Origin of the sequence: Lacrimispora sp. (assembly GCF_036758025.1) — a bacterium.
GTDB lineage: Bacteria > Bacillota > Clostridia > Lachnospirales > Lachnospiraceae > Lacrimispora.
Genome location: NZ_DAIOXM010000001.1, coordinates 104,462 through 127,240, shown reverse-complemented (window position 1 = coordinate 127,240; position 22,779 = coordinate 104,462). Strand labels below are relative to the sequence as shown.

Below are 22,779 nucleotides of genomic sequence, written 5' to 3'. Positions count from 1 at the left end.
TGCCAAATTATTCATGACGGGCGTTCCGCCCTATAGAAATATCCGCATTATTTGTGCTTAGTGAGCAAAGCTCCCACGCACAAACCATGCAAATATTTCTGCACCGCCTAGACTCTTATCCATTTTACCACAAGAAAAGTATCTTTGCCTTACTATTTTCTTACAAAAAATCTATATTTTAGGAGGTTGGTGCTGCCTCTATGGGGTAGAATACCCGGTTGCTTAGGGGGTCTAAGCGGCCCAGCTCCTTCTTTACCATGGAAACGGCTTCCCGGCAGAAATATTCCTGGCTGTTGACCAGGGCCTTGCCTCTTTTATCCGGCTTTTCATAGGTTCCGTCAGGCTGCAGGATGTGGGCTTTGACATTGTCTTCCAACTGAATCTCCAGAATTTCCCTGACCCGTTCCTTCAGTTCCTCATCTTCCACCGGAAACATGATTTCCACCCGCTTATCTAAGTTTCTAGGCATCCAGTCAGCGCTTCCCATGTAAAGCTCCGGTGCTCCGTCATTTTTAAAATAAAAGATACGGGCATGCTCCAGGAAATTTCCAACAATGGAATGAACGGCTATGTTCTCGCTGAGGCCCGGTATACCGGCCTTTAAGCTGCATATGCCCCGAACCAGCAGTTGAATATTCACTCCTGCGCAGGAGGCTTCGTAAAGGGCTGCTATGATCTCCTTGTCGCACAGGGAGTTCATCTTTGCCATAATGCCCGCAGGCTTTCCGGCCAGGGCATTTTTAGCTTCCCTGCGGATCATCTTTAAAAATCTGGCCCGCAGCCAGATAGGGGCTACCACCAGCTTATTCCAGTGAAGGGGCTCGGAATAACCGGACAGCATGTTAAACACTGCGGTGGCATCTTCTCCGATGAGGGGATTGCAGGTCATAAGTCCCAGGTCTGTATAAAGCTTTGCTGTGGAATCGTTGTAATTTCCGGTTCCAAGGTGGACGTAGCGGCGGATGCCGTCTTCTTCCCTGCGCACCACCAAGGTGATCTTGCTGTGGGTTTTTAAGCCCAGCAGGCCATAAATGACGTGACAGCCTGCCTTTTCCAGCTGTTTTGCCCAGTTGATGTTGTTTTCTTCATCAAACCGCGCTTTTAATTCCACCAGAACCGACACCTGCTTTCCGTTGTCAGCGGCCTCTGCCAAAGCAGCAATGATGGGAGAATTTCCGCTGACCCGGTAAAGGGTCTGCTTGATGGCAAGGACTTCCGGATCCCCGGCTGCCGACCGGACAAAATTCACCACCGGATCAAAGGTTTCGTAAGGATGATGGAGCAGAATGTCCCCGTTCCGGATATTGGAAAAGATGTCCTCATCATTCATCAGGGCACAGACCGGCTGGGGGATGTGGGGCGCCTCCTTTAAGTGGTCAAAGCCCTTCATTCCGTACATCTTCATAAGGAAGGTCAGGTCCAAAGGCCCCGGAATCTCAAAAATATCGCCGGGGCTGATGCGCAGTTCTTTCTTTAATATCTTTAAGAGCTGCTTATCCATCTTTTCCTCTATTTCCAGACGGATGGCTTCTCCCCACTGGCGTTTTTTCAACTGCTTCTGGATTTCCTCCAAAAGGTCCACCGCTTCCTCTTCGTCAATGGTCAGATCCGCATTTCTCATAATGCGGAAGGGATGGGCGGTAACTACATTATAATTTAAAAACAGGCTTCCAATATTCCGTTCTATGATCTGCTCCAGCAAAATGACGGCCCGTTCCCCGTCATCCCCTCGGGGCAGCTCCACGATTCTGGACAGAACGCTGGGCACCTGGACCATGGCAAATTCCAGTTCCTCTTCTCCGCTCTTTTTTTGGAGGAGAGCCGCAATGTTTAAGGACTTGTTGCGGATGAGAGGAAAGGGCCTGGAGGAATCCACAGCCATAGGAGTCAACACCGGGTATACGTTCTGCTGGAAATACCGGTCTGCATAGGCTGCCTCCTCTTCATTTAAGTCCTCGTGATATGAGACTACTTTTAAGCCGTTCTGCTTAAGGGCAGGAATCAGGGACCGGTTATAGGTGGAATACTGAAGAGATGTAAGCTCATGAGTCCGCTCACCGATCCGCTCCAGCTGTTCAGACGGCTTTAAGCCTGCAATGTCGGGCTTCGTGTATTTTGCATGAACCAGGTCCTTTAAGGAAGCCACCCGGACCATATAGAATTCATCTAAATTGGAGGCAGTGATGCTCAAAAATTTCAGGCGTTCAAAAAGGGGAATGGTCTTATCCCTGGCTTCGCCAAGAACCCGCCAGTTAAATTCCAGCCAGCTCAGTTCCCGGTTTACATAATTTTCAGGATTGTAAAATCGTTCATTGATATCTGCCATCAGGATAACCTCCTTTTTTGCCTCAGCACCGGTCTGATTCCAAATATTTCTTCAAAAAAATCTGCCTTCTGCTCAAATGACACAATTTCCAGGGTCATGTCTCCTTCATAGGGCGCAGTCACCACAAGCTGTCCTTCCTTGACGCTGATCCGGCAGTCTGAAAGCTTTCCTTTGTAGCTTCTGTCCATGGCATCGGCCAGCCGCAATATGGCGGTCAGCTTTGCCGTCAGAATGGTGATTCCCTCACGGGATATGGTGTTTCTGGTACCGTGGAGAATTCCCTTGTTTAAATTGAGCCTGGTGTAGTCAAATTCTGAGTCATTGTACCGGACCACATTGGCAACCAGTTCCCGCTCCATGTGGGATAAGCCGATAATCTCCGTTGACATGACGATGTGATAAGCTGATTCGCTTGGTTCCTTCATGCTGACAAATTTGCCGCAGCCGTGAAGAAGGGCGGCAATCTGGAGAAGAAGCCGTTCTCTCTTTCCCATGCCGTGATACTTTTTCATGGCGTCAAAGATTTCAAGAACATGCTTTTCCATTATGGCTGTATGACCTCCATGGCATTTATAGCGCTTTGCCATGTTCCGGGAAGCCGCCAGAATATCCTGGGAAAAGTCATGGCCGAACTTCACTGCCTTGATCTCCTCCGCATATTCGGCTGCCATGCTGTCACAGAGACGGACTTCCGGAATCCAGAACACCTCCGCTCCCGTCAGCTCCAGTATCCGCTTAAAGATGATGGCAGTGGGAAGGAGAAGGGAAGCGTATTCAGCATTGAGGTCAAACCGGTCTTCCAGCTGGTCTAAGGGCAGGGTTTCTATGGTGCTGTAGAATTTAACGAATTCCTCTGCTGTGATCTTTTCCGCAGGCATCCCTCCGTGGGTGGCCTGGGAAAGATAGAGAAGGCTTTCCCCGATTCCAATGAGATTTTTGATTTCCCTGTCTTTCAGATACAGCTTTCGGAAGGTATGCAGCTCATTGTCCACCATTTCCTCAATCAGAGCCTTTTGCATCCGAAGGTCAGCCTGAACGGTTCCAAGAAGTTCCTTGACTCTCAGCACTCCAAGCATCAGATTCTGGGTGGAGACCAGGGCATCCTTATCAAACAGGGACATCTGCATGCTTCCGAATCCTGCATCCACAATGGCGGTTCCTTTTTCTATAATCCGGTTAAATTCTACTGCTTTTGAAGCAATGGCCTTATAGCTGATAAAACGCAGCTCTGAGTTGCTCATGATCTGGACTTCAATTCCTGTCCTGACCCGTATCTGGTCCAGTATGATCTGGTTATTCTTCGCTTCTCTCAGGGCGCTGGTGGCATAAGCCCGGCAGGTTTCCACTCCGTAGGCTTTCATGATTTCAGAAAACTCTTTGATAACACCGCACAGCTCATCCACCAGACGGTAGCTGATCTTTCCATTATTATAGGTATCTCTTCCAAGGGCAATGACATGACGTAAGTGGTCCACTTTCCTGATTCCGTATTTGACGGAAACCTCATAAATTCCAAGCTCCACCTCCAAAGATCCCACATCAATGGCTGCAAATAGTTTTATGGCCATAATTGTCCTCCTTTGTACCCAGTGGGGGCAGATTTTTTATTATTTTACCACATCTTTCCAGCCTTTGTGTCAATTCCCTGTAAAATTTTACCCGTTTTTTTCAGCTTCTTTTCCCAGGAGATGGGTGATAAACTGGCTGGCCGTTCTGCCTGATAATCCCCCGTGGTGCAGCTCCCATATATTGGCCTTTGCATACAGCTCTTCTAAAGGAATGTTCAGGTCATAACGCTCTGCAAGTCCTCTTACAATTTCCCTGAACTCGGCCCTGTCGGGAGAGCCGTAATAAATAGTCACACCAAAACGGGCTACAAGAGAAAGCTTTTCCTGGACTGTGTCATTATTATGTAAATCATCATCCAGTTCTCTCTTGTCGCTGAATTTCTCCCGTATGAGGTGGCGGCGGTTGGAGGTGGCATAAATCAGCACATTGCCCGGTTTGATGCCCAGTCCCCCTTCGATGATTGCCTTTAAATATTTGTATTCCAGCTCAGAATCCTCAAAAGATAAGTCATCCATATAGATAATAAATTTATATTTCCTGTCCTTGATCTGCTCCTGAATCTTTGATAAAGACTTAAACTGATGCTTATAGACCTCAATGATCCTTAAGCCTCTGTCATAGTACTCGTTGAGAACAGCCTTGATGCTGGAGGACTTTCCTGTTCCGCTGTCTCCGAACAGGAGGACATTATTGGCCGGCTGTCCATTTAAAAAGGCTTCCGTATTTTCAATCAGCTTCTGCTTTTGAAGGCGGTATCCGATGATATCGTCCAGGTGGGTGTCTTCGATGTTGGGAATGGGCAGGATGCGGGGCTCATGCCCTTCTTCTTCGATGCGGAAGGCCTTGTTTAAGCCGAACTTTCCCACGCCCAGCCTGCGGTAAAACTCCGTCACCTCTGCTGCAAATTCCTTTTCGTCAGCGGCCTTTTCCAGAGAGGAAGCCAGGGCCAGTATCTGATCCCGGACGTGCTTGTTATAGACCTTGCTGCCGCCATTTGACGCCTGATAGCAGGATAAGGCGGACCAGATTCCCGGTCCCTGATCCAGATTGTCCAGAGCGCAGATATCATAGTCAAACAGCTCCTTCATAATCCGGAAATCATGGGCTGCCAGTTCATTTAAGGTGCCTCGGGAAGCTCCTGTTATCTCGCAGGAGGTACTGTAGGCGTTCTCATCGCCTGCCAGACACAGCGCCAGAAAGCAATGCCATAAATTGCCCTCAAAGCCGTAATAGGACGCCAGTTCAATCAGCTCCCCGGCACAGGCCCGCAGGGTTGGGGCTGCTTCTGTCTGCTCCAGGGTTAAAAGGCCGGCTACCTTGTCAAATAATTCCTTGTGTTTCATATTTCTGTATAAAATCAATTCCTGAGACTTCATGCTATCTCTCCCTTGTATAAAATTCAGGCCCGGCTTAACCCTTAAGCCGGACCCTGAAGTATTCTTAATAATTTCCCAGTACCCTCATGTTAAGGCCTTCTTCCGATATGCCCTTTAAAGCATTCTGAACGGCGCAGTCGCTTAAATTTCCTTCAATATCCACGAAGAAACGGTATTCCCAGTTTCTTCCCGGTATGGGCCTGGATTCGATCATCCTCATGTTAACCCCGTTATAAATGAAATTGCTCAGCATGTTGTACAAGGTACCGCTTTTATGAGGCAGCTCAAAGCTTATGCTGACCTTTTGCGCATCCTCTCGGTATACCGGATTCCTGGACAGAATGATAAACCGGGTGGTATTGTTCTTATTGTGGTTAATGGAAGATTTTAAGACCTTCAGGCCGTAAATCCTTCCTGCGATCTCGCTGGCAACTGCTGCTTGGGATAAATCCCCTTCCTCAACCACCTTTTTGGCGGCTACAGCCGTATTTTCCAAACTGATCTGCTTCCACTGCCTGTTTGCATTTAAGTATTGGGAACACTGCATCAGCGCCTGGGGATGGGAAAATACAGTCTCAATATTCTCGGTTGACGCTCCCGGAAGGCCCAGCAGAGCGTGGTTTACAGTGAGAAAAGTCTCAGCCACAATATAATTCTGATATTTGATCAAAAGGTCATAATTGTCTATGACGGCTCCTGCCGAGGAATTTTCAATAGGAAGCACTCCGTAATCGGCTTCTCCCTCTGCCACTGCCTTCATGACGTCCTCCCAGGACTGGACGTGGTATATTTCCCCAGCTGCTCCAAAATACTGGAGGGCAGCTTCATGGGTATACGCCCCTTCTACTCCCTGATATACCACCCGCACCTGATCCATAGGCAGGCTTTTTACCGGCTGGAAATCATTTTTCACAGTGAGGCCGTGTTCTGCCAAAAGCCTGTACTGCTGGCGGCGGCTGATGGTCATCATCTGGGTGAACAGCTCCCTGACTGCCTGCTTGCGGAACGAATCTTCCACCATTCCGGTCACGTCTTCAATCTTTTGCTGTTCCCTTTCCCCGTCATAAACCTGCTTGCCTGTGGTGATCTTGAATTCAGCCACATCGCCTACCACCTTCATACGTTCTTCAAACAGGGACACGATTTCCCGGTCAATCCGGTCAAGCTTTTCTCTTATTTCCTGCAAATCTAATGTTTTCATAGGTTTTTGTATTCCTTTGTCTTATCTGTTTGTATATAAGTCTCTTCCAGGGGAAGCTTTCCCTGGGAAACCAGTTCCTCTCTCAGCAGAGCCTTGATCTGCTCTCCCACATAGGCCCCCGGAAACTTCTTATGTTCAGGCGCCAGTTCCTTAATGAGAAAGGGCCTGCCGAATTCAATGGTCACATGAGAAGGTCTGATAAAGGGTAAGTGCTTTTCAAAAATATCGGCTGTTCCCGTAATCGCCACAGGCACCACCGGACATCCTCCTTTTTCAGCAATCTTTAAGCTGCCTTCCTTAAAAGGAAGAAGATCCAGAAGGTCTTCCTGTTCATTGCGGGTTCCTTCCGGGAAAATCCAGACGGATATCCCTTTTTTCACCTGATCAATGCCTTCCAGAATGGTCTTCAAGCCTTCTTTTATATTATGCCTGTCCAAAAACAGACAGTTTACATACTGCATCCAATTGGAAAGGAGAGGAATTTGTTCCATTTCCTTTTTTGCCACAAAGCCCGTAAGGCCGGGAACCGTCACATATCCCACCAGAATATCAAAATAGCTTCTGTGGTTTCCTACATATAAAACGGCACTGTCCGACGGAATGTTCTCCCGCCCTTTTACCGTGAGCTTTACTCCGGAAAGCCAGAGACACAGCCGGAACAATGCCTGAACTACTTTCAGACTCTGCATATCCCGCAGGCGCCGGTCTTTTCTTCCTATCAGCCATTCCACTAACATAAGAGGAATGCTGAGCACTAAAAAACCTATTACTGTTGTTGCTACAAGAATAAAACGTATCATTAGTCTAGTCCTCCATCCTATCTATTATATAGAATGAAATCTGTAATTACAATACTACCTGCCTTTCTTTTTTGTAATTTGTTCAAACAACAGTCCTGTGGCAAACCATAAAGGTGCAAAGTCCAGACGGATCAGCCCGTCGATGTTGGTGCTGCGTCCCGAATAATCCCAGGGGCACATCCCTTGTCCTCTCAGCAGGGTTCCCGCAAAGTATTCGGCCACAAAGATCAGGACCATGTAGAGAAACCCATGACGGATAGCCGTATCCGCCCGTTTTATCGCCAGTCCTGGGCCGGGAGTGACCCATTGGTCAATGAGATTTCCAATGGGACCTAAGAGGGCTCCGCAGCCGTAAATTGGAAACATGAGAAGGGAAGTATGGCCCATCAGCCGCCAGTCCTGGCGCAGGATGGAGTCGGTGGAGGTAAAAATAACCTCCAGGCACCAGCCTGTGATCCCGCATTTGCAGAAATCAAGAGGCAGTTGTTTTAAGTTTTGTGTTAATGTCTTCATAACCTTCATTATGCGCCGGTTATGGAGATATTATGTTACTTTGTAAAAGAATTCTATAAGAGAGGAGACAGCAGTCTGCTTCCCTGTTCCTTAAGACGGATTAAGAGGCTCCGCTCTCCGTAGATCTCAGGAGTGATCTCCTTGCACGACTTTAAGTCCTCCAAAAACAGCTGCTCCAGCTTTTTGGTAGTCTCCTCGTCGTAGATTACTGCATTTACCTCAAAATTCAGTTCAAAGCTTCGGATGTCCATGTTGGCTGTGCCGTAGGAGCTGACTTTTCCATCGGTCATAACACCCTTAGAATGAAGGAATCCGTTTTCATAAGTATAGCATCTGGCTCCTGCAAACAGCAGATCTCCCACATAGGAATAGGTGGCCCAGTAGACAAAGGGGTGGTCCGGCTTGCAGGGAATCATAAGCCTTACATCCACACCGGAACGGGCCGCGATCTTTAAGGTGGACAGCACTGCATCATCAGGTACAAAGTAAGGGGTCTGGATGTAAATATGGTCCCTTGCCTTGGCAAAGAGCCGGATGTAATTGTCCCGGATCTGGCGGCTTCTGGCATCAGGGCCGCTGGCAATAATCTGGATACCGAGCCGTTTCTCCACCTCCCAGGTTTCATCAATCCCATAGCATTCCAGACAGCTTCCATCCTCTTCTTCGCAGAAATACTTCATATTTTTAAACAGGTTTTCCCCAGTGGCATAATTCCAGTCCAGGGCAAACCGGATCTGCAGACTCAGCACCGAGCCTCCCTGTATCTTTAAATGAGTATCCCGCCAATAGCCGAATTTAGGGTCCTTGGAAATGTATTCCCGGCCAATATTAAAGCCGCCCACATATCCGATCTGGTTGTCAATGACCACGATCTTTCTGTGGTTGCGGTAATTGACCCGGAGCTGAAGCCTGCCCAGAATGGGAGGAAAGAATATTCCCACCTTTACGCCGTTTTCCTTCAGTCTTCTCCATTTTTCCTTTGCCATAAAACGTCCGCCCATACCGTCGCAGAGGATGCGCACTTCAACTCCGGCTTTGGCCCGCTCAATTAAAACAGGGATGATGGAGTCAAATACCTCGTCATCCTTGATGATATAATACTGCATATGAATGAAATGAACCGCCTTGGAAAGCTCTGTCCGCAAATCTTTGAACTTTTCTTCTCCATCGGTAAATATCTCAATGCTGTTGTCAACCGTCAGCACTGATCCTGAGGTCTCTAAGTTATAGACCACCAGATCCTCATAATCGCGGGATAAGGAGGACATGAGCCTGATGTCATTCTGTTTTAAAAATTCCTCCTGACTTTTTATGGAATAGCGCATCCGGTCTTCCACTTCCTTCACCCGGAACAGCTTATCCTTTCGCATATCCTGCCCAAAGAGCAGATAAATGAGAATCCCGAATACGGGAACGAAATAAAGGGCCAGCAGCCAGGTCCAGACCGTCTTGGGATCGCGCCGCTGAAAAAACACAATAATAACAGAAAGAACCAGATTAATGTAAATCAAATGATCGATGGACCAGTTCCACATATCTGCCGTCTGTCTCCAAATTGTCTCTATCATAAATTCCTCCTGTCCTGGCGGTAGGTTTACGGGTCCTATTGCAAAAAGGCCACCGCTTCAGCGACGCCCCTCTAAGGTTTTCATATGAACTGATTTCTCTCTCTGTTATAATAATAATCAATAGCTGCCAGGGCATGGGACAATTCCCCAGCCTCAATTCCAAGGCTTAAGCAGCATTCTTCCAGAGAGGGGTAATAGTCTCTTAACTGAGTGTTAATGTAACTCAGTAATATTACGGGGTCTTTTGGTATATTAGACATTTTTTGATTCTCCTATTCCGGTAACAAAATTATTCTATCACAAAATTTGCCCCTTGTGAATCTTTTAAAGCCAGAATTTAACTTCTTAAATCTCTCTCTTTTTTGGCAATAATTGTATGATTCCCCTGTACGGATAAAAGAAACAGTGCTACAATCATATATTAATGTCCCTCAGGAGGTAATATCACAGATGAAAAAAATATTAATGCTTGGAACAGGAGGCACCATCGCCTGTAAAAGAAGCGATCAAGGTTTAAAGCCCCTTCTCACCTCAGATGAAATCCTTTCCTATGTCCCGGAAGCGGCAAGTTTCTGCCAGGCAGACAGCCTGCAGATATTGAATATAGACAGCACCAATATGCAGCCAAACCACTGGCTTGCTATGGCAGAAGCCATTGAAACCCATTATAACGATTACGACGGCTTTGTCATCTGCCACGGCACCGATACCATGGCTTACACGGCTTCGGCTCTTTCCTACCTGATTCAGAATTCGGAAAAGCCCATCGTGATCACCGGAGCCCAAAGGCCCATTGATATGGAAAATACTGATGCCCGCACCAATTTATCAGACAGCCTCCGGTTTGCAAGCCAGGAAAAAGCCCATGGGGTTACCATTGTATTTGACGGCAAGGTCATTGCAGGCACACGGGGTAAAAAAGAGAGAAGTAAAAGCTACAACGCTTTTTCCAGCATCAACTTCCCTTATATTGCCACAGTTCAGGATGGACAAGTGGTGTTTTACTTAGATGATAAAGCGTCCTGCCCCAGACAGGTGAAATTTTTCAAGACCTTAAATCCGCGTGTGGCTTTGATGAAGCTGATTCCTTCTATGGGGTCAAATGTTCTGGATTATCTGGCGGAGCATTATGACGCGGTCATTATAGAATCCTTCGGAGTAGGCGGCCTGCCCTCCTATGACACCGGGGATTTTTATAAGGCTGTTGAAGCATGGATTTCCCATGGAAAAATTGTGGTCATGGCTACTCAGGTAACCAATGAAGGAAGCAATATGTCCGTCTATGAGGTAGGACACTCCATAAAAAAAGAACTAGGACTTTTGGAAGCCTATGATATGACCCTGGAGGCCACAGTGACTAAACTGATGTGGATTCTGGGACAGACCCGGGATGGGGAAGAAATACGGGAGCTGTTTTACCAAACCATTAACAGGGATATTCTTTGGCAGGTATGAGAAGCTTCCTTCTATGAGAAATTTCTCACAAAAGCCTCTTGTTCAATTACTATGCTTTTTACTGTTTCACGCTAAATTTTCTGGTATAAATCACAAGAAAAAAGATTGTAATCTAAAGCCATTCATGATATTATGTCTTTGAGAGAGGGACGATAAAGGGGGAATGTCTTTTACTCAAAGACATTTTACGTCTCACAAAGACATATAAAATAATGTGAAAGGTGGAGGTTACAATGAAAGAAAACATGATGTATGCAATTGTAAAGGAACAGGCGGGGAGAGGTCTGGCACTCAGAGAAGTCCCTATTCCCATGACAGGAGAAAATGATGTGAAGATCAAGATTCACTACACATCAATCTGCGGTACGGATCTGCATATCTATAACTGGGATAAGTGGTCCCAGGAAACCATAAAACCGCCCATGACCATCGGACACGAATTCGTCGGTGAAATCGTGGAGACCGGCAGCCTGGTGAAAGAATTTAAAATCGGCGATATCGTATCGGGAGAGGGCCATATCGTATGCGGCCATTGCCGCAACTGCAAAGCGGGAAAACGTCATCTCTGTAAAAACACTGTAGGCGTAGGGGTAAACCGTGATGGAGCATACGCACAGTATCTGGTGATTCCACAGACCAATGTCATTATCTGTGAGCCGGGAATTCCTGAGGAATTATGCTCCTCCTTTGATCCTCTGGGCAATGCGGTGCATACAGCTTTATCCTATAATCTGGTGGGTGAGGATGTGCTGATCACAGGAGCCGGTCCTATCGGCATTATGGCTGCGGCGATTTGCCGTCATGTGGGAGCCAAACATGTGGTGATTACAGACGTCAATGATTACCGGCTGAATCTGGCCAGGGAAATATGCAATGTCCACACGGTCAATGTATCCAGAGAGAGCTTAGATGATAAGATGCGGGAGCTTCATATTGAGGAGGGCTTTGATATCGGGCTTGAGATGTCCGGCAACGGTCAGGCATTTACTTCCATGATCGACCACATGTACAACGGCGGCAAGATTGCGGTGCTGGGGCTTCAGGGAAGCGATACTGTGGTGCCATGGAATAAGATTGTGCTTAACTGTCTGCAGATCAAGGGAATTTACGGAAGGGAAATGTTTGAAACCTGGTACAAGATGATGGCCATGCTGAACAGCGGTCTTGAGATAGAGAAGATTATCACACACAAATTCGATTTCCGGGAGTTTCAGAAGGGCTTTGACGTAATGAACAGCGGGCAGTGCGGAAAGGTAGTTTTGGACTGGACGAAAATCTGACAGAGTAATGAAAAAACGAGTTGACAATAAAGATTATTGGGCCGAACATGGAAAATAAGCGATAGGAGGAGTGATGTTATGAAAAAAGCGTTAAACTACTTTAAAGAAGTGGTGGAGCAGGCCAAAGGTGATGGAACTTACAAGGAAGAGCGCATTATTACAACGCCTCAGCGGAGCAGAATCAATACTACGAAGACAGAAAATGTCATCAATATGTGTGCCAACAATTATCTTGGACTTTCTGACAACCAGGAGATTATAGAGGCGGCCAAAGCTACTTATGATACATGGGGTTATGGTTTGTCTTCCGTGCGTTTCATCTGCGGAACCCAGGGGATACACAAGGAACTGGAATCAAAAATTTCTTCTTTCCTGGGGATGGATGATACGATTTTATACTCCTCCTGCTTCGATGCCAACGGAGGCCTGTTTGAAACACTGCTGACAGAAGAAGATGCGGTAATCAGCGATGCCTTGAATCATGCCAGCATCATCGATGGTGTGCGTTTATGCAGGGCAAAGCGTTTCCGTTATGCCAATAATAATATGGAGGAGCTGGAACAGTGCTTAAAGGATTCCCAGGATGCCAGGATACGTCTGATTGCCACGGACGGTGTATTTTCCATGGACGGTATTGTGGCTGATTTGGAAGCAATCTGCAATCTGGCTGACAAGTATGATGCGCTGGTGATGGTGGATGACAGCCATGCGGTAGGATTTATGGGAAAGCTTGGTAAAGGTACACCGGAGCACTGCGGCGTCATGGACCGGGTGGATATTATCACCGGCACTCTGGGCAAGGCACTGGGTGGAGCCAGCGGCGGATATACCAGCGCCAAGCAGGAAATCGTGGATTTGCTCCGTCAAAAGAGCAGACCCTATCTGTTTTCCAATACCGTAGCTCCTGCAATTGCCGGAGGGGCCATAAAGACCTTGGAAATCCTTGAGCGGAGCACAGAGTACAGGGACCGGGTTCATGAAAATACCCGTTATTTCAGGGAGAAGATAAAAGAGGTGGGATTTGATATTATAGAGAGTGATCATCCGATTGTGGCGATTATGCTGTATGATGCAAAGACGGCCGTGGAATTTGCGGCAAGGATGCTGGAACGGGGCGTGTATGTCATCGGCTTCTGCTATCCTGTAGTGCCAAAAGACCGGGCCAGAATCCGTACCCAGATATCCGCCGCCCATACAAAAGAGGATTTGGATTTTGCAGTAGAATGCTTTAAATGTGTAAAGGAAGATATGGGGATTTAATACCATATTAAAATTAAAAGAGGGTGTCTCAAAAACAATGTCAATAGGTTAAAACTTATTGACATTGTTTTTGTAACGGCCCCTTCATATCCATTTATTTTCTTTTGTTTATTCCAGATAAGCGATCAGCCTCTGACCGTCTTCCGATACGTCAACAACGATCACATTTCCGGCCCGCACTTCATCTCCTAAGATGATTCTGGCTGCCAGCGTTTCCACATGCTTTTGCAAATAACGCTTCAGTGGCCGGGCGCCGTAAACCGGATCATAGCCCCGTTCCACCACAAATTCCTTAGCCTGATCGGTCAGCTCAATCCTCAGCTCCCGGTCTCCAACCCGTTTATTCAAGTCTGCAAGGAGCAGATCAATAATTCCTGCAATGTTTTCCTTGTCAAGGGGCTTGAACAGGATCATTTCATCAAGACGGTTTAGGAATTCCGGACGGAAATGGTTTCTTAAGTCATTCATAACCATTGCCTCTGCATCTTCCCTGATGTTTCCTGCCTCATCAATGCCTGTCAGCAGATATTGGGAGCCGATGTTGGAGGTCATAATGATGATCGTATTTTTAAAGTCAACGGTTTTTCCCGAGGAATCCGTAATACGTCCGTCGTCAAGAACCTGGAGCAGTACATTAAACACATCGGGATGTGCCTTTTCCACCTCATCAAAGAGCACTACGGAATAGGGCTTTCTCCTGACAGCTTCCGTCAACTGGCCACCCTCATCGTAGCCTACATATCCTGGAGGCGCTCCGATGAGCCTTGACACAGAATGCTTTTCCATATATTCGCTCATATCGATTCTGACAATGTTGTTCTCATCATCAAAGAGGCTTTCCGCAAGAGCCTTGGCAAGCTCTGTCTTTCCCACACCCGTAGGCCCTAAAAACAGGAAGGAGCCAATAGGCTTTGTCGGGTCCTTGATTCCTGCCTTGGAGCGGATGATGGCTTCCGTCACCTTCTGCACCGCCTCATCCTGGCCGATAACCCGTTTATGAAGCTCTCCATCCAGGTGAAGGGTCTTATTTCTTTCCCCTTCTGTCAGTCTGGTAACAGGGATACCGGTCCATTTGGACACGATTCTGGAAATCTCTTCTTCTGTCACACTTTCGTGAACCAGACTTAAATCCTGGTTCTTAATCCGTTCCTCTTCCGCTGCCAGTTCCTTTTGAAGCTGTGGGAGCTTTCCGTATTGCAGCTCTGCGGCACGGTTTAAGTCATATTTTTGCTGGGCCGCCTGGATTTCCCGGTTCATGGCTTCGATTTCTTCCCTCAGAGAAGATAAGCGGTCTACAGAAGCCTTTTCATTTTCCCACTGGGCTTTTTGGGAGGCGAATTCATCATGAAGCTCTGCCAGTTCTTTTTGAAGCTCTGCAAGACGGTCCTGGCTTAAACGGTCCGTTTCCTTCTTTAAGGCAGCTTCCTCAATTTCCATCTGCATAATCCGCCTGGACATTTCATCCAGCTCCGCAGGCATGGAATCCAACTCTGTTTTAATCATGGCGCAGGCCTCATCCACCAGGTCAATGGCCTTATCCGGCAGAAAACGCTCGCTGATGTAGCGGTCAGACAGGACAGCCGCCGACACTAAGGCGGAATCCGTGATTTTCACTCCATGGTAAACCTCATACCGCTCTTTCAGACCCCTTAATATAGAAATGGTGTCCTCTACAGAAGGTTCATCTACCATAACCGGCTGGAACCGCCGCTCTAAAGCCTGATCCTTTTCAATGTACTGTCGGTACTCATCAAGTGTGGTGGCACCAATACAGTGAAGCTCGCCTCTTGCCAGCATGGGCTTTAACATATTTCCTGCGTCCATGGACCCTTCTGTCTTACCGGCTCCTACAATGGTGTGAAGCTCATCGATAAACAGGACAATCTGGCCGTCGCTTTTCTTCACTTCATCGAGGACCGCTTTCAAACGCTCTTCAAATTCGCCCCGGTACTTGGCGCCTGCCAGCAGTGCACCCATATCAAGAGCAAAAAGCTTTTTATCCTTTAATCCCTCTGGTACATCGCCCCGGACAATACGCTGGGCCAGACCTTCTACTACGGCTGTCTTTCCCACTCCAGGCTCACCGATGAGAACCGGATTGTTTTTCGTCTTTCTGGAAAGAATCCGGACCACATTCCGGATTTCACTGTCACGGCCGATGACCGGGTCCAGTTTCTGTTCCCTGGCCCGCTCTACCATGTCGTACCCATACTTGGTTAATGTGTCATAGGTAGCCTCCGGATTGTCGTTTACCACACGCTGGTTTCCCCTGACCGTAGACAATGCGGTCAGAAAGCTTTCCCTGGTAATGCCGTAAAGCCGGAACAGTTCCTTCAAGGCTCTGGACGGCTGCTTTAGCATAGCAAGAAACAGATGCTCTACGGAAACGTACTCATCTCCCATGGCCTTTGCCTCATCCTCGGCGCTGATTAAAACTTTATTTAAATCATTGCTGATATAGAGATTGCCTCCGCTCACCTTTGGCAGCTTTTCAATGGCACCTGACACCTCATTGGTAAACTGCTCTTTTTGTATGTTCATTTTAGTAATCAGTTTTAAAATCAGGCTGTCTTCTATGGTCAGAAGGCTGTAAAGCATGTGTTCCTGCTCAATCTGCTGGTTTCCGTACTCATAGGCAAGCTTTTCACATCTCTGGACGGCTTCCACAGACTTTTGTGTAAATTTATTGATATTCATGAGAGTACCCTCCTTTTTCTGTTCCATGTACTTCCATCATTATTGTTTGTTCTATATGTAATATAACAAACATTTTTTCTTGTGTCAAGACAATTTTTTAATAAATCTTTTGGTTTTCTGCTGCAATGGAATAAATGCAGAAAAAAGCCCGGCTACTGGTAGTATACCAGTGACCGGGCACTTAAATCCCTTATTTCTGCATAATATGAATGGCAAAACCGCCAAACTCGCCGTCCAGATAAACGTTTTTCAACCTGCCGTCATCAGTATAGGCGGCTGTGTCCATATTAAAAGAAAAGCCTTTTTCTTTCAATTCTTCTGCAGCGGCAGTCAGATCGGCTGTACGCATGGCAATATGGCCGTTTGTCCCCAGAAAAGGAGCCTTCATACATTCAAAATAGGGCCCGCTGAATTCAGACTTCTGTCCGTGGCGGGGTTCCAGATTAAACATCATGCTCAGAAGCTGTGCCAGCTTTTCTGCTTCCTCTGGATTTGGGGTATTGATACCGATATGTTCCAGCTCAAACTTATTTTTCATCATCATACCTCTTTCTCTAAAATTCCAATTATTGTTTTATTTTGCACAAATGACCAGGCGGACGAACACGTTTGCATGTTCAGGGGGCCCACCGCGGAAGCGGGACGAAACCAGCAAAGTTTGTTTCGTCCCGCTTCCTATGTACTTACATGGGGAACATTATAAGTGCACCGGCTGTCAAAGCGAGCAAACGGATGAAATACATGGGAATGGTGAATTTCCAAAATTCCGTAAGTTTATAGTTTCCAACGCCCATAACCATGGCAGGCATACCGTCAATTGGCAGGAAGTGACCGCACCAGCCGGAGATGACGATTGCAACCGCAGCAGCAACGGGATTTAATCCCAGGTTGGTGCAGGTGGCAATTGCGAGAGGTGCGAAAACATAAACAGTGCCAATTGTGGAACCGGTAAGGGTTGCCAGCACGCTGGTAAGAATACAGAAGGAAAACACCAGGACGAAAGGATTGATGCCGGTGCCCAGCATATTGGCCACTGTCTGGCCCACAAGATTTGTCAGGCCGGTGTTGCCCAGTGCATCGGCGATGCCGATAACGCCTGCGGACATCAGAATAATGGGGGAACAGATAGCATCACGGATTTCCTTGAAGTTCATGACACCGATAACCAGCAGAACAGCAACAGACAGGCCCGGAATGGCATAACCGGCATCTCCGATGGAGCTCTGCAGGATCATACCCACAACAGCTGCTACAAAAACAATATATGTCGTGTACTCTTTCCATTTGGGGAATGTAACAGCAGTAGTTCCCTGTGCAGCAACCTCCTCCGTTGCCTCTGCAATCGGATGGTCAGGCAGGGTTTTATATGCAAGCAGGCACCGTAACAGAAAACCCATGGAAAGGATAAAGTTAACCACAGTAAACTTTACCATAGAAACCTCGGCAAGTGCGCCGGCACTGTTAAGAACTGCCAGAACAATACCGTACTGAAGTGCCACATTCAACGGAATTAAGGGATGGTTGGCGGCAAAACCGGCAGTCATTACCACCTTGGATGGAGGCAATTTTTTATTATAGGGAAGGGTGGAGAGCAGGCCAATTGTCAAAACATAGTATGCTGTGGAGCCGGTGCCAAACAGGCTGCAGCCCAGCATGACAATCAAAATCAGCATCAAATAGGCCTTGAAACCGCCCTTGCTTGCCATGTTATACATGGCGTTCTTAAAAGTGGCGATAAAACTGGTCTTTTGCAGGGCGGCCATGATCGCCATAAAGGAGGCAAGCATAACTATGGTGGAGTTGGAGAAGCCTGCAAAAGCGGTCTTAATATCTGCCACGCCAAAGGTAACCAGAAGCAGACACGCAAGCAGAGGCGGTGCACCGAAAGGCAGTTTGTCTGTCATGATCAGAATAACCATGAATACTGTGATTGCAAGAGCAATAATCATTGGAAGTGTCATTTTTGTTTTCCTCCTTGTTTCTTAACAGCTGGTACCGTGTGCAGATATTTGCCATTTTGCACAACCCAGTACAATATTAACTTATCTAAATTATACAGAATGCTGTATCGGGCAGCAAGAAAAGAAGCCGTCCCATATGTTCAATTTAGAAACGAGTTCAAAATATTTTAAAATAATCCGTAAAGATACGTTAATTTTTGAAACATCACTGAGAAAACCGGACAATTTTGTTTCAAATCAAAACACTCTCAGGGAGCAAAGCTCCTAATGCCAGAACTTTCTCGTTATGTTAAAAAAGCGGGGCACCAGCCCCGCTTGAAAGTATCTGGCGGGTGATTATGCCTTGCGGCCGTTCACCATGCGAACGGCGTAATCCATAGCGTTGACAAGACTCAATTCGTTGCTGGTGCCTTTTCCAGCCAGCGCAAAGCCGGTGCCGTGATCTACACTGGTGCGGATGATTGGCAGACCCAATGTGACGTTAACACCCTCCACGGCCTTCCACGCCTGTTTTTCGCGGTCGTAAACGAAACCAACGGTCTTGAGAGGGATGTGTCCCTGATCGTGGTACATGCAGACAACGATGTCATACCAGCCGCCCAGCGCCTCGGGGAAAACACTGTCCGGCGGAATGGGACCCATGGCATTGATGCCTTCGGCCCTGGCGGCCTCGATGGCGGGCTTGATTTCTTCCATTTCCTCGGTGCCGAAGAGTCCCTTTTCACCGCAGTGGGGATTCAGACCGGCGACAGCAACCTTAGGATTCTGGATGCCCATATTCTTGCAGGCCTTGTCAGCAATCTCAATGACCTCGAGAACCCGCGCTTTTTTGACGCGCTCACAGGCTTCACGCAGCGAAACATGGGTGGAAACATGCACAACGCGAAAATCATGGTGAGCCAGCATCATGGTGTATTTTTTGGTATTCGTGTAAGCGGCATAGATTTCGGTATGGCCGTCAAAGTGGGTGTATCCGTCAGACTTTTCACCGTTGCAGGATTCCAGAGCCTTGTTCATGGCCTCTTTGTTCAGTGCGTTGGTGCAGGTGGCGTCTACCTCACCGTCCAGCGCCAGTTCGATAACTTTTTTTACGCACTGGAATGCAGCGTTACCGCCCTCGATGCTGACCTGCCCGATGGGAAATGCCTTGACATCGGAAATCAGTTCCAGATGGAGCACGTCAATGGTGCCGGGCGTGAACAATGCTTCCCCTACCTTTTCGCAGCGGTGGATCTTGATATCGGGACGGCCAACGAAATGGGCCGCCTGTTCGATCATTTTGACGTCACCGACCACAATAGGGCGGCAGCGGTCATAGACGTCGGCATGAGCCAGCGCCTTGACGGTGATCTCAGGCCCGTTTCCGGCGGGATCGCCCATTGTAATACCGACAATCGGCTTTTCGTTCATGGTCGTACCTCCTCTTTCTTAGTGCATACCCTTGGCTTTGTTCTCATCCAAAACCTTTTTCAAAGCCTTGATGCCTTCTTCCGGTACCTGATTAAACGGTGCGCGGCATGGTCCCACATCGTAGCCCAACAGGCGGGTCGCGGTCTTGACAATGGTGTTGGGGTTGCCGTACTTGAAGCAGGCGCGGAAGCTTTGAATGCTTTCGTTGGCTGCCTTGGCTTCCTCGATCCTGCCCTCCATGAAGAGGTCATAGATAGAGGCCATGGTATGGGGGTAGACGTTGGCGCAGCCTGCGATACCGCCGGTGCCGCCTGCCAGCAGAGTCCAGATGATAAGCTGGTCGTTGCCGGACAGGGTGTAAAACTTTTCGTTGGTTTTCTTTTTTCCGGCGTCAATGTAACCCAGAATGTTGGTGAAATTGCCGCTGGAATCCTTCACGCCGACAATGTTGTCAATCTCGGCCAGACGGCCTACGGTAGCAGGAGCCAAGGCATTGCCAGTACGGGCAGGAATATTGTACAGCACAATAGGCATATCAACCGCTTCAGCTACAGCCTTGTAGTGGGTGTACAGTTCATCCTGGCTGGCGGCGGCAAAGCTGGGGGTGATAATGGAAAGCACGTCTGCACCGGCAGCCTGTGCCATCTTGCTCTGCTCAATCGTCTCCTTGGTGGAAATGCAGCCGGTGCCTGCATAGACGGGAACACGGCCGTTGCACTGCTCAATGACCGTTTCCAGTACAAGCTGCTTTTCCATTCCGTTGAGAATGTAGCCCTCGCCATTGGTGCCAAACGGGAACAGGGCATGGACGCCGTTCTCGATCATGCGGTCAACCTGACGGCGCAGCTCGGCCACATTGATGCTTTCGTCTTCGTGCATGGGTGTGATAATCGGCGGGATAATACCTTTCAATTCAATTGCTTTCATGAGATTCCTCCTTGTTTTTATGAAATGCTTTTATAAAATCTGTTTGTAAAGTGCACGGGCATCCTCAGGCGTGACAGGGCGCGGATTGTTGACCAACAGGCGCTGCACCTGCATACCGGACTGAACCAGACTGTCTAAGTCGCTCTCCGGCACGTTGAATTCCTTGAGGCTGACGGGAATGCCAAGGTGCTTGACAATCTGTTCCAGCCGGTTGATGATCCATGCGGATTTCTCGGCTGCGGTCTTGCAGGTCTTGACCTCATCATGGCAGCAGCGGTCATAGGCAACGGCGAATCGGTCCCGGCAGGCAGGCTCGTTGAAACGCATAACCGGTGCCAGCAGGATGGCATTGGAAATGCCGTGGGCAATGTGGTACTTGCCGCCCAGTGGATAACTGAGGGCATGCACAGCAGTTGTACCGCTGGCGGTAATAGCCAGACCGCCGTAGTAGGCTGCAATCTGCATACAATTCTTTTCCTGCATTGCGTCAGGATCGTCACAGGCTTTTTCGATGTTATTGAGGATTAAGTCCAGGCCTTCCAGCGCATAGAGATCGCTGAACGGGTTAGCCTTGTTGCTGGTGAAGCATTCGATGCAGTGAGCCAGCGCATCGACACCGGTTGCGGCAGCAATCTTACGCGGCAGATTCTTGATCATGCGGGCATCCAGGATCACGTAATCGGCAATCATGTTCTCGTTGACAATGCCGACCTTAAGCTCTTTTTCGGGCACAGCCACGATGGCATTGGGCGTGACCTCGGCTCCTGTGCCGGCTGTGGTCGGTATCAGAATAATGGGCACACACTTTTTGGCGCGTCCCGGCTCATCGAGCAGCTCCTTAACGCCGTACTCATCTGTAACCAGCACGCTGGCCAGCTTGGCTGCGTCCATAACGCTGCCTCCGCCGCAGGCGACGATCATATCAGCTCCGCTTTCCTTGAACTGATCAACCAGCTTCTGCACTTCTATATAGCTGGGCTCCGCCGGCAGGTCATCGAGCACGTAATAGTCAGCACCGGCCGCCTTGACGGCCTCTTCGGGCAGAGTGAACAGACCGGCGCCCTTGATACCTTTATCGGTAAACATGGCCACACGTTTGACACCGTTGGTTTTCAAAATCGCGGTGATGTTTTCCATGGCGTTTTCACCGCCATAGACGGCGTGGGGCATTTTCAGGTTATAGGTGGTAAGCATAATAAAGGCCTCCTTGGTTTGGGTTGAGTATCTGTATGCCGGTGGGTAAAGCCCGGCAGAGGATCAGCGGTTCTGGGCTGCAGTGGGGTTGTACACGCCCACACTCTCCCGCTTCTCGCCCAGGACGTCCTGCTCGCTAAAGCGGACGTACTTGACGCCCTGACGGGTCCGTGCGGCATAGGCCAGATGCAGCATGCCGTCGCGGCTCTGCATGATGTAGGGGTATTCATACTGTTTGTTGTTGGTTTTATTTTCATCACCCACGAAGCCCTCGCCGCGCTCCATCCAGCGGATGATGGGGAAGGTCAGGCCGCCGTCCTCGGACAAGGCCACTGCCACGGGGCAGCGCAGGCCAGGCCATGCGGCTTTGCCGGTCTGGGGATTGGGTGTGCAGGTAGGATTGTGTGCAATGGCAATACGGCCGCTTTGCAGCTTGACGGCACTGATGCTGGAGTTGTTGTTAGGCAGCGGTGTGGGGGCCGGTTCACTCCATGTCTCGCCCCAGTCAAAGGATTCGCTGCGATGAATACGGTAGGCCTCACGGTTACGCATGAAGGCTGCCAGATGCCCCGGTTCCAGTTCAATGATGTTGGCATGGACATGACCGTTGCTCTTAGGCATCATGACCATACGCCACGTTTTTCCCTCATCGTCCGAAATGCGGAACGCAGTGGGATCACCGGAAAGGCCGTCGGCAGAATCGGTGCAGAGCCAGTTGGAGAATATCCAGCGGCCGTTGGAAAGGATCTGGATAGGCTGACGGCAGAAAGTGCCTTCTTCCGGGAAAACCGTTTCATAAGGCCCCCAGGTTCTGCCGCCGTCGGTGCTCTTCTGGCAGCGGACGACTGCAGTGAACTGCATATTGTCTTTGCCCTCCTGGCGGTCCAGCTGGGCGGTGTACATTGCCCAGACAGCATGATCAGGTCCGTAGAACAGCGAAGGATTCTGCTCGCTGCGGGCCGGGTCATTGGAAATGTCCACGGGAGGCAGCCATGCCGGGCCGTCTTTAGGCAGAATGGAGCAGATGATGTGGATGTCAGCGCTGCCCTCGTATGTACCGGCGAACCAGCAGCACAGCAGATCTCCGTCAGGAAGTTCCACCATAGCGGGAGCATGTGCGGTGGGATAACCGCCGGTGGGAAGCAGTGCTTCACATGTGCCCATTTCCTCATTTTCGTAAACGGTTCCATCCCAGGTCAAGCCAGGAAGTTTTGGATATGCCATATTTTTTCCTCCAATCTT

Annotated in this window: 18 protein-coding genes; 3 read left to right on the top strand and 15 right to left on the bottom strand. The window is 48.7% G+C overall.

Annotated elements, in window-relative coordinates; translation table 11 throughout:
* Positions 1-178 precede the first annotated feature (178 nt).
* The 8 genes from V7M78_RS00530 to V7M78_RS00495 form a co-directional block, all read right to left on the bottom strand.
* On the bottom strand, positions 179-2,326 hold the full coding sequence (locus V7M78_RS00530; protein ID WP_333645496.1) for an RNA degradosome polyphosphate kinase: 2,148 nt from the start codon (positions 2,324-2,326) through the stop codon (positions 179-181).
* Positions 2,326-3,894, bottom strand: coding sequence for a Ppx/GppA phosphatase family protein (locus tag V7M78_RS00525; RefSeq protein ID WP_333645495.1), 1,569 nt, complete (start codon positions 3,892-3,894; stop codon positions 2,326-2,328). The genes V7M78_RS00530 and V7M78_RS00525 overlap by 1 nt, the downstream gene beginning before the upstream one ends.
* A gap of 87 nt (positions 3,895-3,981) precedes the next feature.
* Positions 3,982-5,271: an ATP-binding protein gene (locus tag V7M78_RS00520; RefSeq protein ID WP_333645494.1), complete on the bottom strand. Its 1,290-nt coding sequence runs from the start codon at positions 5,269-5,271 to the stop codon at positions 3,982-3,984.
* Between the two features lie 64 nt (positions 5,272-5,335).
* A complete protein-coding gene (gene pheA, locus V7M78_RS00515) occupies positions 5,336-6,472 on the bottom strand; it encodes a prephenate dehydratase (protein ID WP_333645493.1) in 1,137 nt (378 codons plus the stop codon).
* A complete protein-coding gene (locus tag V7M78_RS00510; RefSeq protein ID WP_333645492.1) occupies positions 6,469-7,272 on the bottom strand; it encodes a lysophospholipid acyltransferase family protein in 804 nt (267 codons plus the stop codon). The genes pheA and V7M78_RS00510 overlap by 4 nt, the downstream gene beginning before the upstream one ends.
* A 54-nt stretch (positions 7,273-7,326) precedes the next feature.
* Positions 7,327-7,794 (bottom strand): putative ABC transporter permease, encoded by a 468-nt coding sequence (locus tag V7M78_RS00505; RefSeq protein WP_333645491.1) that lies wholly within the window; start codon positions 7,792-7,794, stop codon positions 7,327-7,329.
* 44 nt (positions 7,795-7,838) lie between these two features.
* Positions 7,839-9,350, bottom strand: a complete 1,512-nt coding sequence (gene cls, locus V7M78_RS00500) for a cardiolipin synthase (RefSeq protein ID WP_442914614.1) — start codon at positions 9,348-9,350, stop codon at positions 7,839-7,841.
* 83 nt (positions 9,351-9,433) lie between these two features.
* Positions 9,434-9,613, bottom strand: a complete 180-nt coding sequence (locus tag V7M78_RS00495) for a DUF4250 domain-containing protein (RefSeq protein WP_333645489.1) — start codon at positions 9,611-9,613, stop codon at positions 9,434-9,436.
* Between the two features lie 190 nt (positions 9,614-9,803).
* On the opposite strand from V7M78_RS00495, the gene V7M78_RS00490 reads away from it, so the two are divergent.
* The 3 genes from V7M78_RS00490 to V7M78_RS00480 all read left to right on the top strand — a co-directional run bounded on the left by V7M78_RS00490 (position 9,804) and on the right by V7M78_RS00480 (position 13,348).
* Positions 9,804-10,808, top strand: coding sequence for an asparaginase (locus tag V7M78_RS00490; RefSeq protein ID WP_333645488.1), 1,005 nt, complete (start codon positions 9,804-9,806; stop codon positions 10,806-10,808).
* Positions 10,809-11,041: 233 nt separating this feature from the next.
* Complete coding sequence (tdh, locus tag V7M78_RS00485) at positions 11,042-12,088, top strand: L-threonine 3-dehydrogenase (protein WP_333645487.1); 1,047 nt, start codon at positions 11,042-11,044, stop codon at positions 12,086-12,088.
* Between the two features lie 78 nt (positions 12,089-12,166).
* Complete coding sequence (locus V7M78_RS00480; protein ID WP_333645486.1) at positions 12,167-13,348, top strand: glycine C-acetyltransferase; 1,182 nt, start codon at positions 12,167-12,169, stop codon at positions 13,346-13,348.
* Between the two features lie 108 nt (positions 13,349-13,456).
* Here V7M78_RS00480 and clpB read toward each other — a convergent pair whose 3' ends face one another.
* The 7 genes from clpB to V7M78_RS00445 form a co-directional block, all read right to left on the bottom strand.
* Positions 13,457-16,045 (bottom strand): ATP-dependent chaperone ClpB, encoded by a 2,589-nt coding sequence (clpB, locus tag V7M78_RS00475; protein WP_333645485.1) that lies wholly within the window; start codon positions 16,043-16,045, stop codon positions 13,457-13,459.
* A 190-nt stretch (positions 16,046-16,235) separates the two neighbouring features.
* Positions 16,236-16,589 carry a VOC family protein gene (locus V7M78_RS00470; RefSeq protein ID WP_333645484.1) on the bottom strand — a complete coding sequence of 118 codons (354 nt, stop codon included), beginning with the start codon at positions 16,587-16,589 and terminating at the stop codon, positions 16,236-16,238.
* Between the two features lie 139 nt (positions 16,590-16,728).
* Positions 16,729-18,006 carry an SLC13 family permease gene (locus V7M78_RS00465; protein ID WP_333645483.1) on the bottom strand — a complete coding sequence of 426 codons (1,278 nt, stop codon included), beginning with the start codon at positions 18,004-18,006 and terminating at the stop codon, positions 16,729-16,731.
* Between the two features lie 336 nt (positions 18,007-18,342).
* On the bottom strand, positions 18,343-19,416 hold the full coding sequence (gene pdxA / locus V7M78_RS00460) for a 4-hydroxythreonine-4-phosphate dehydrogenase PdxA (protein ID WP_333645482.1): 1,074 nt from the start codon (positions 19,414-19,416) through the stop codon (positions 18,343-18,345).
* 18 nt (positions 19,417-19,434) lie between these two features.
* Positions 19,435-20,343, bottom strand: a complete 909-nt coding sequence (gene dapA / locus V7M78_RS00455; RefSeq protein ID WP_333645481.1) for a 4-hydroxy-tetrahydrodipicolinate synthase — start codon at positions 20,341-20,343, stop codon at positions 19,435-19,437.
* A gap of 30 nt (positions 20,344-20,373) precedes the next feature.
* Positions 20,374-21,537, bottom strand: a complete 1,164-nt coding sequence (locus tag V7M78_RS00450) for an iron-containing alcohol dehydrogenase (RefSeq protein ID WP_333645480.1) — start codon at positions 21,535-21,537, stop codon at positions 20,374-20,376.
* Between the two features lie 63 nt (positions 21,538-21,600).
* On the bottom strand, positions 21,601-22,761 hold the full coding sequence (locus tag V7M78_RS00445) for a sialidase family protein (protein WP_333645479.1): 1,161 nt from the start codon (positions 22,759-22,761) through the stop codon (positions 21,601-21,603).
* Between the last annotated feature and the right edge of the window lie 18 nt (positions 22,762-22,779).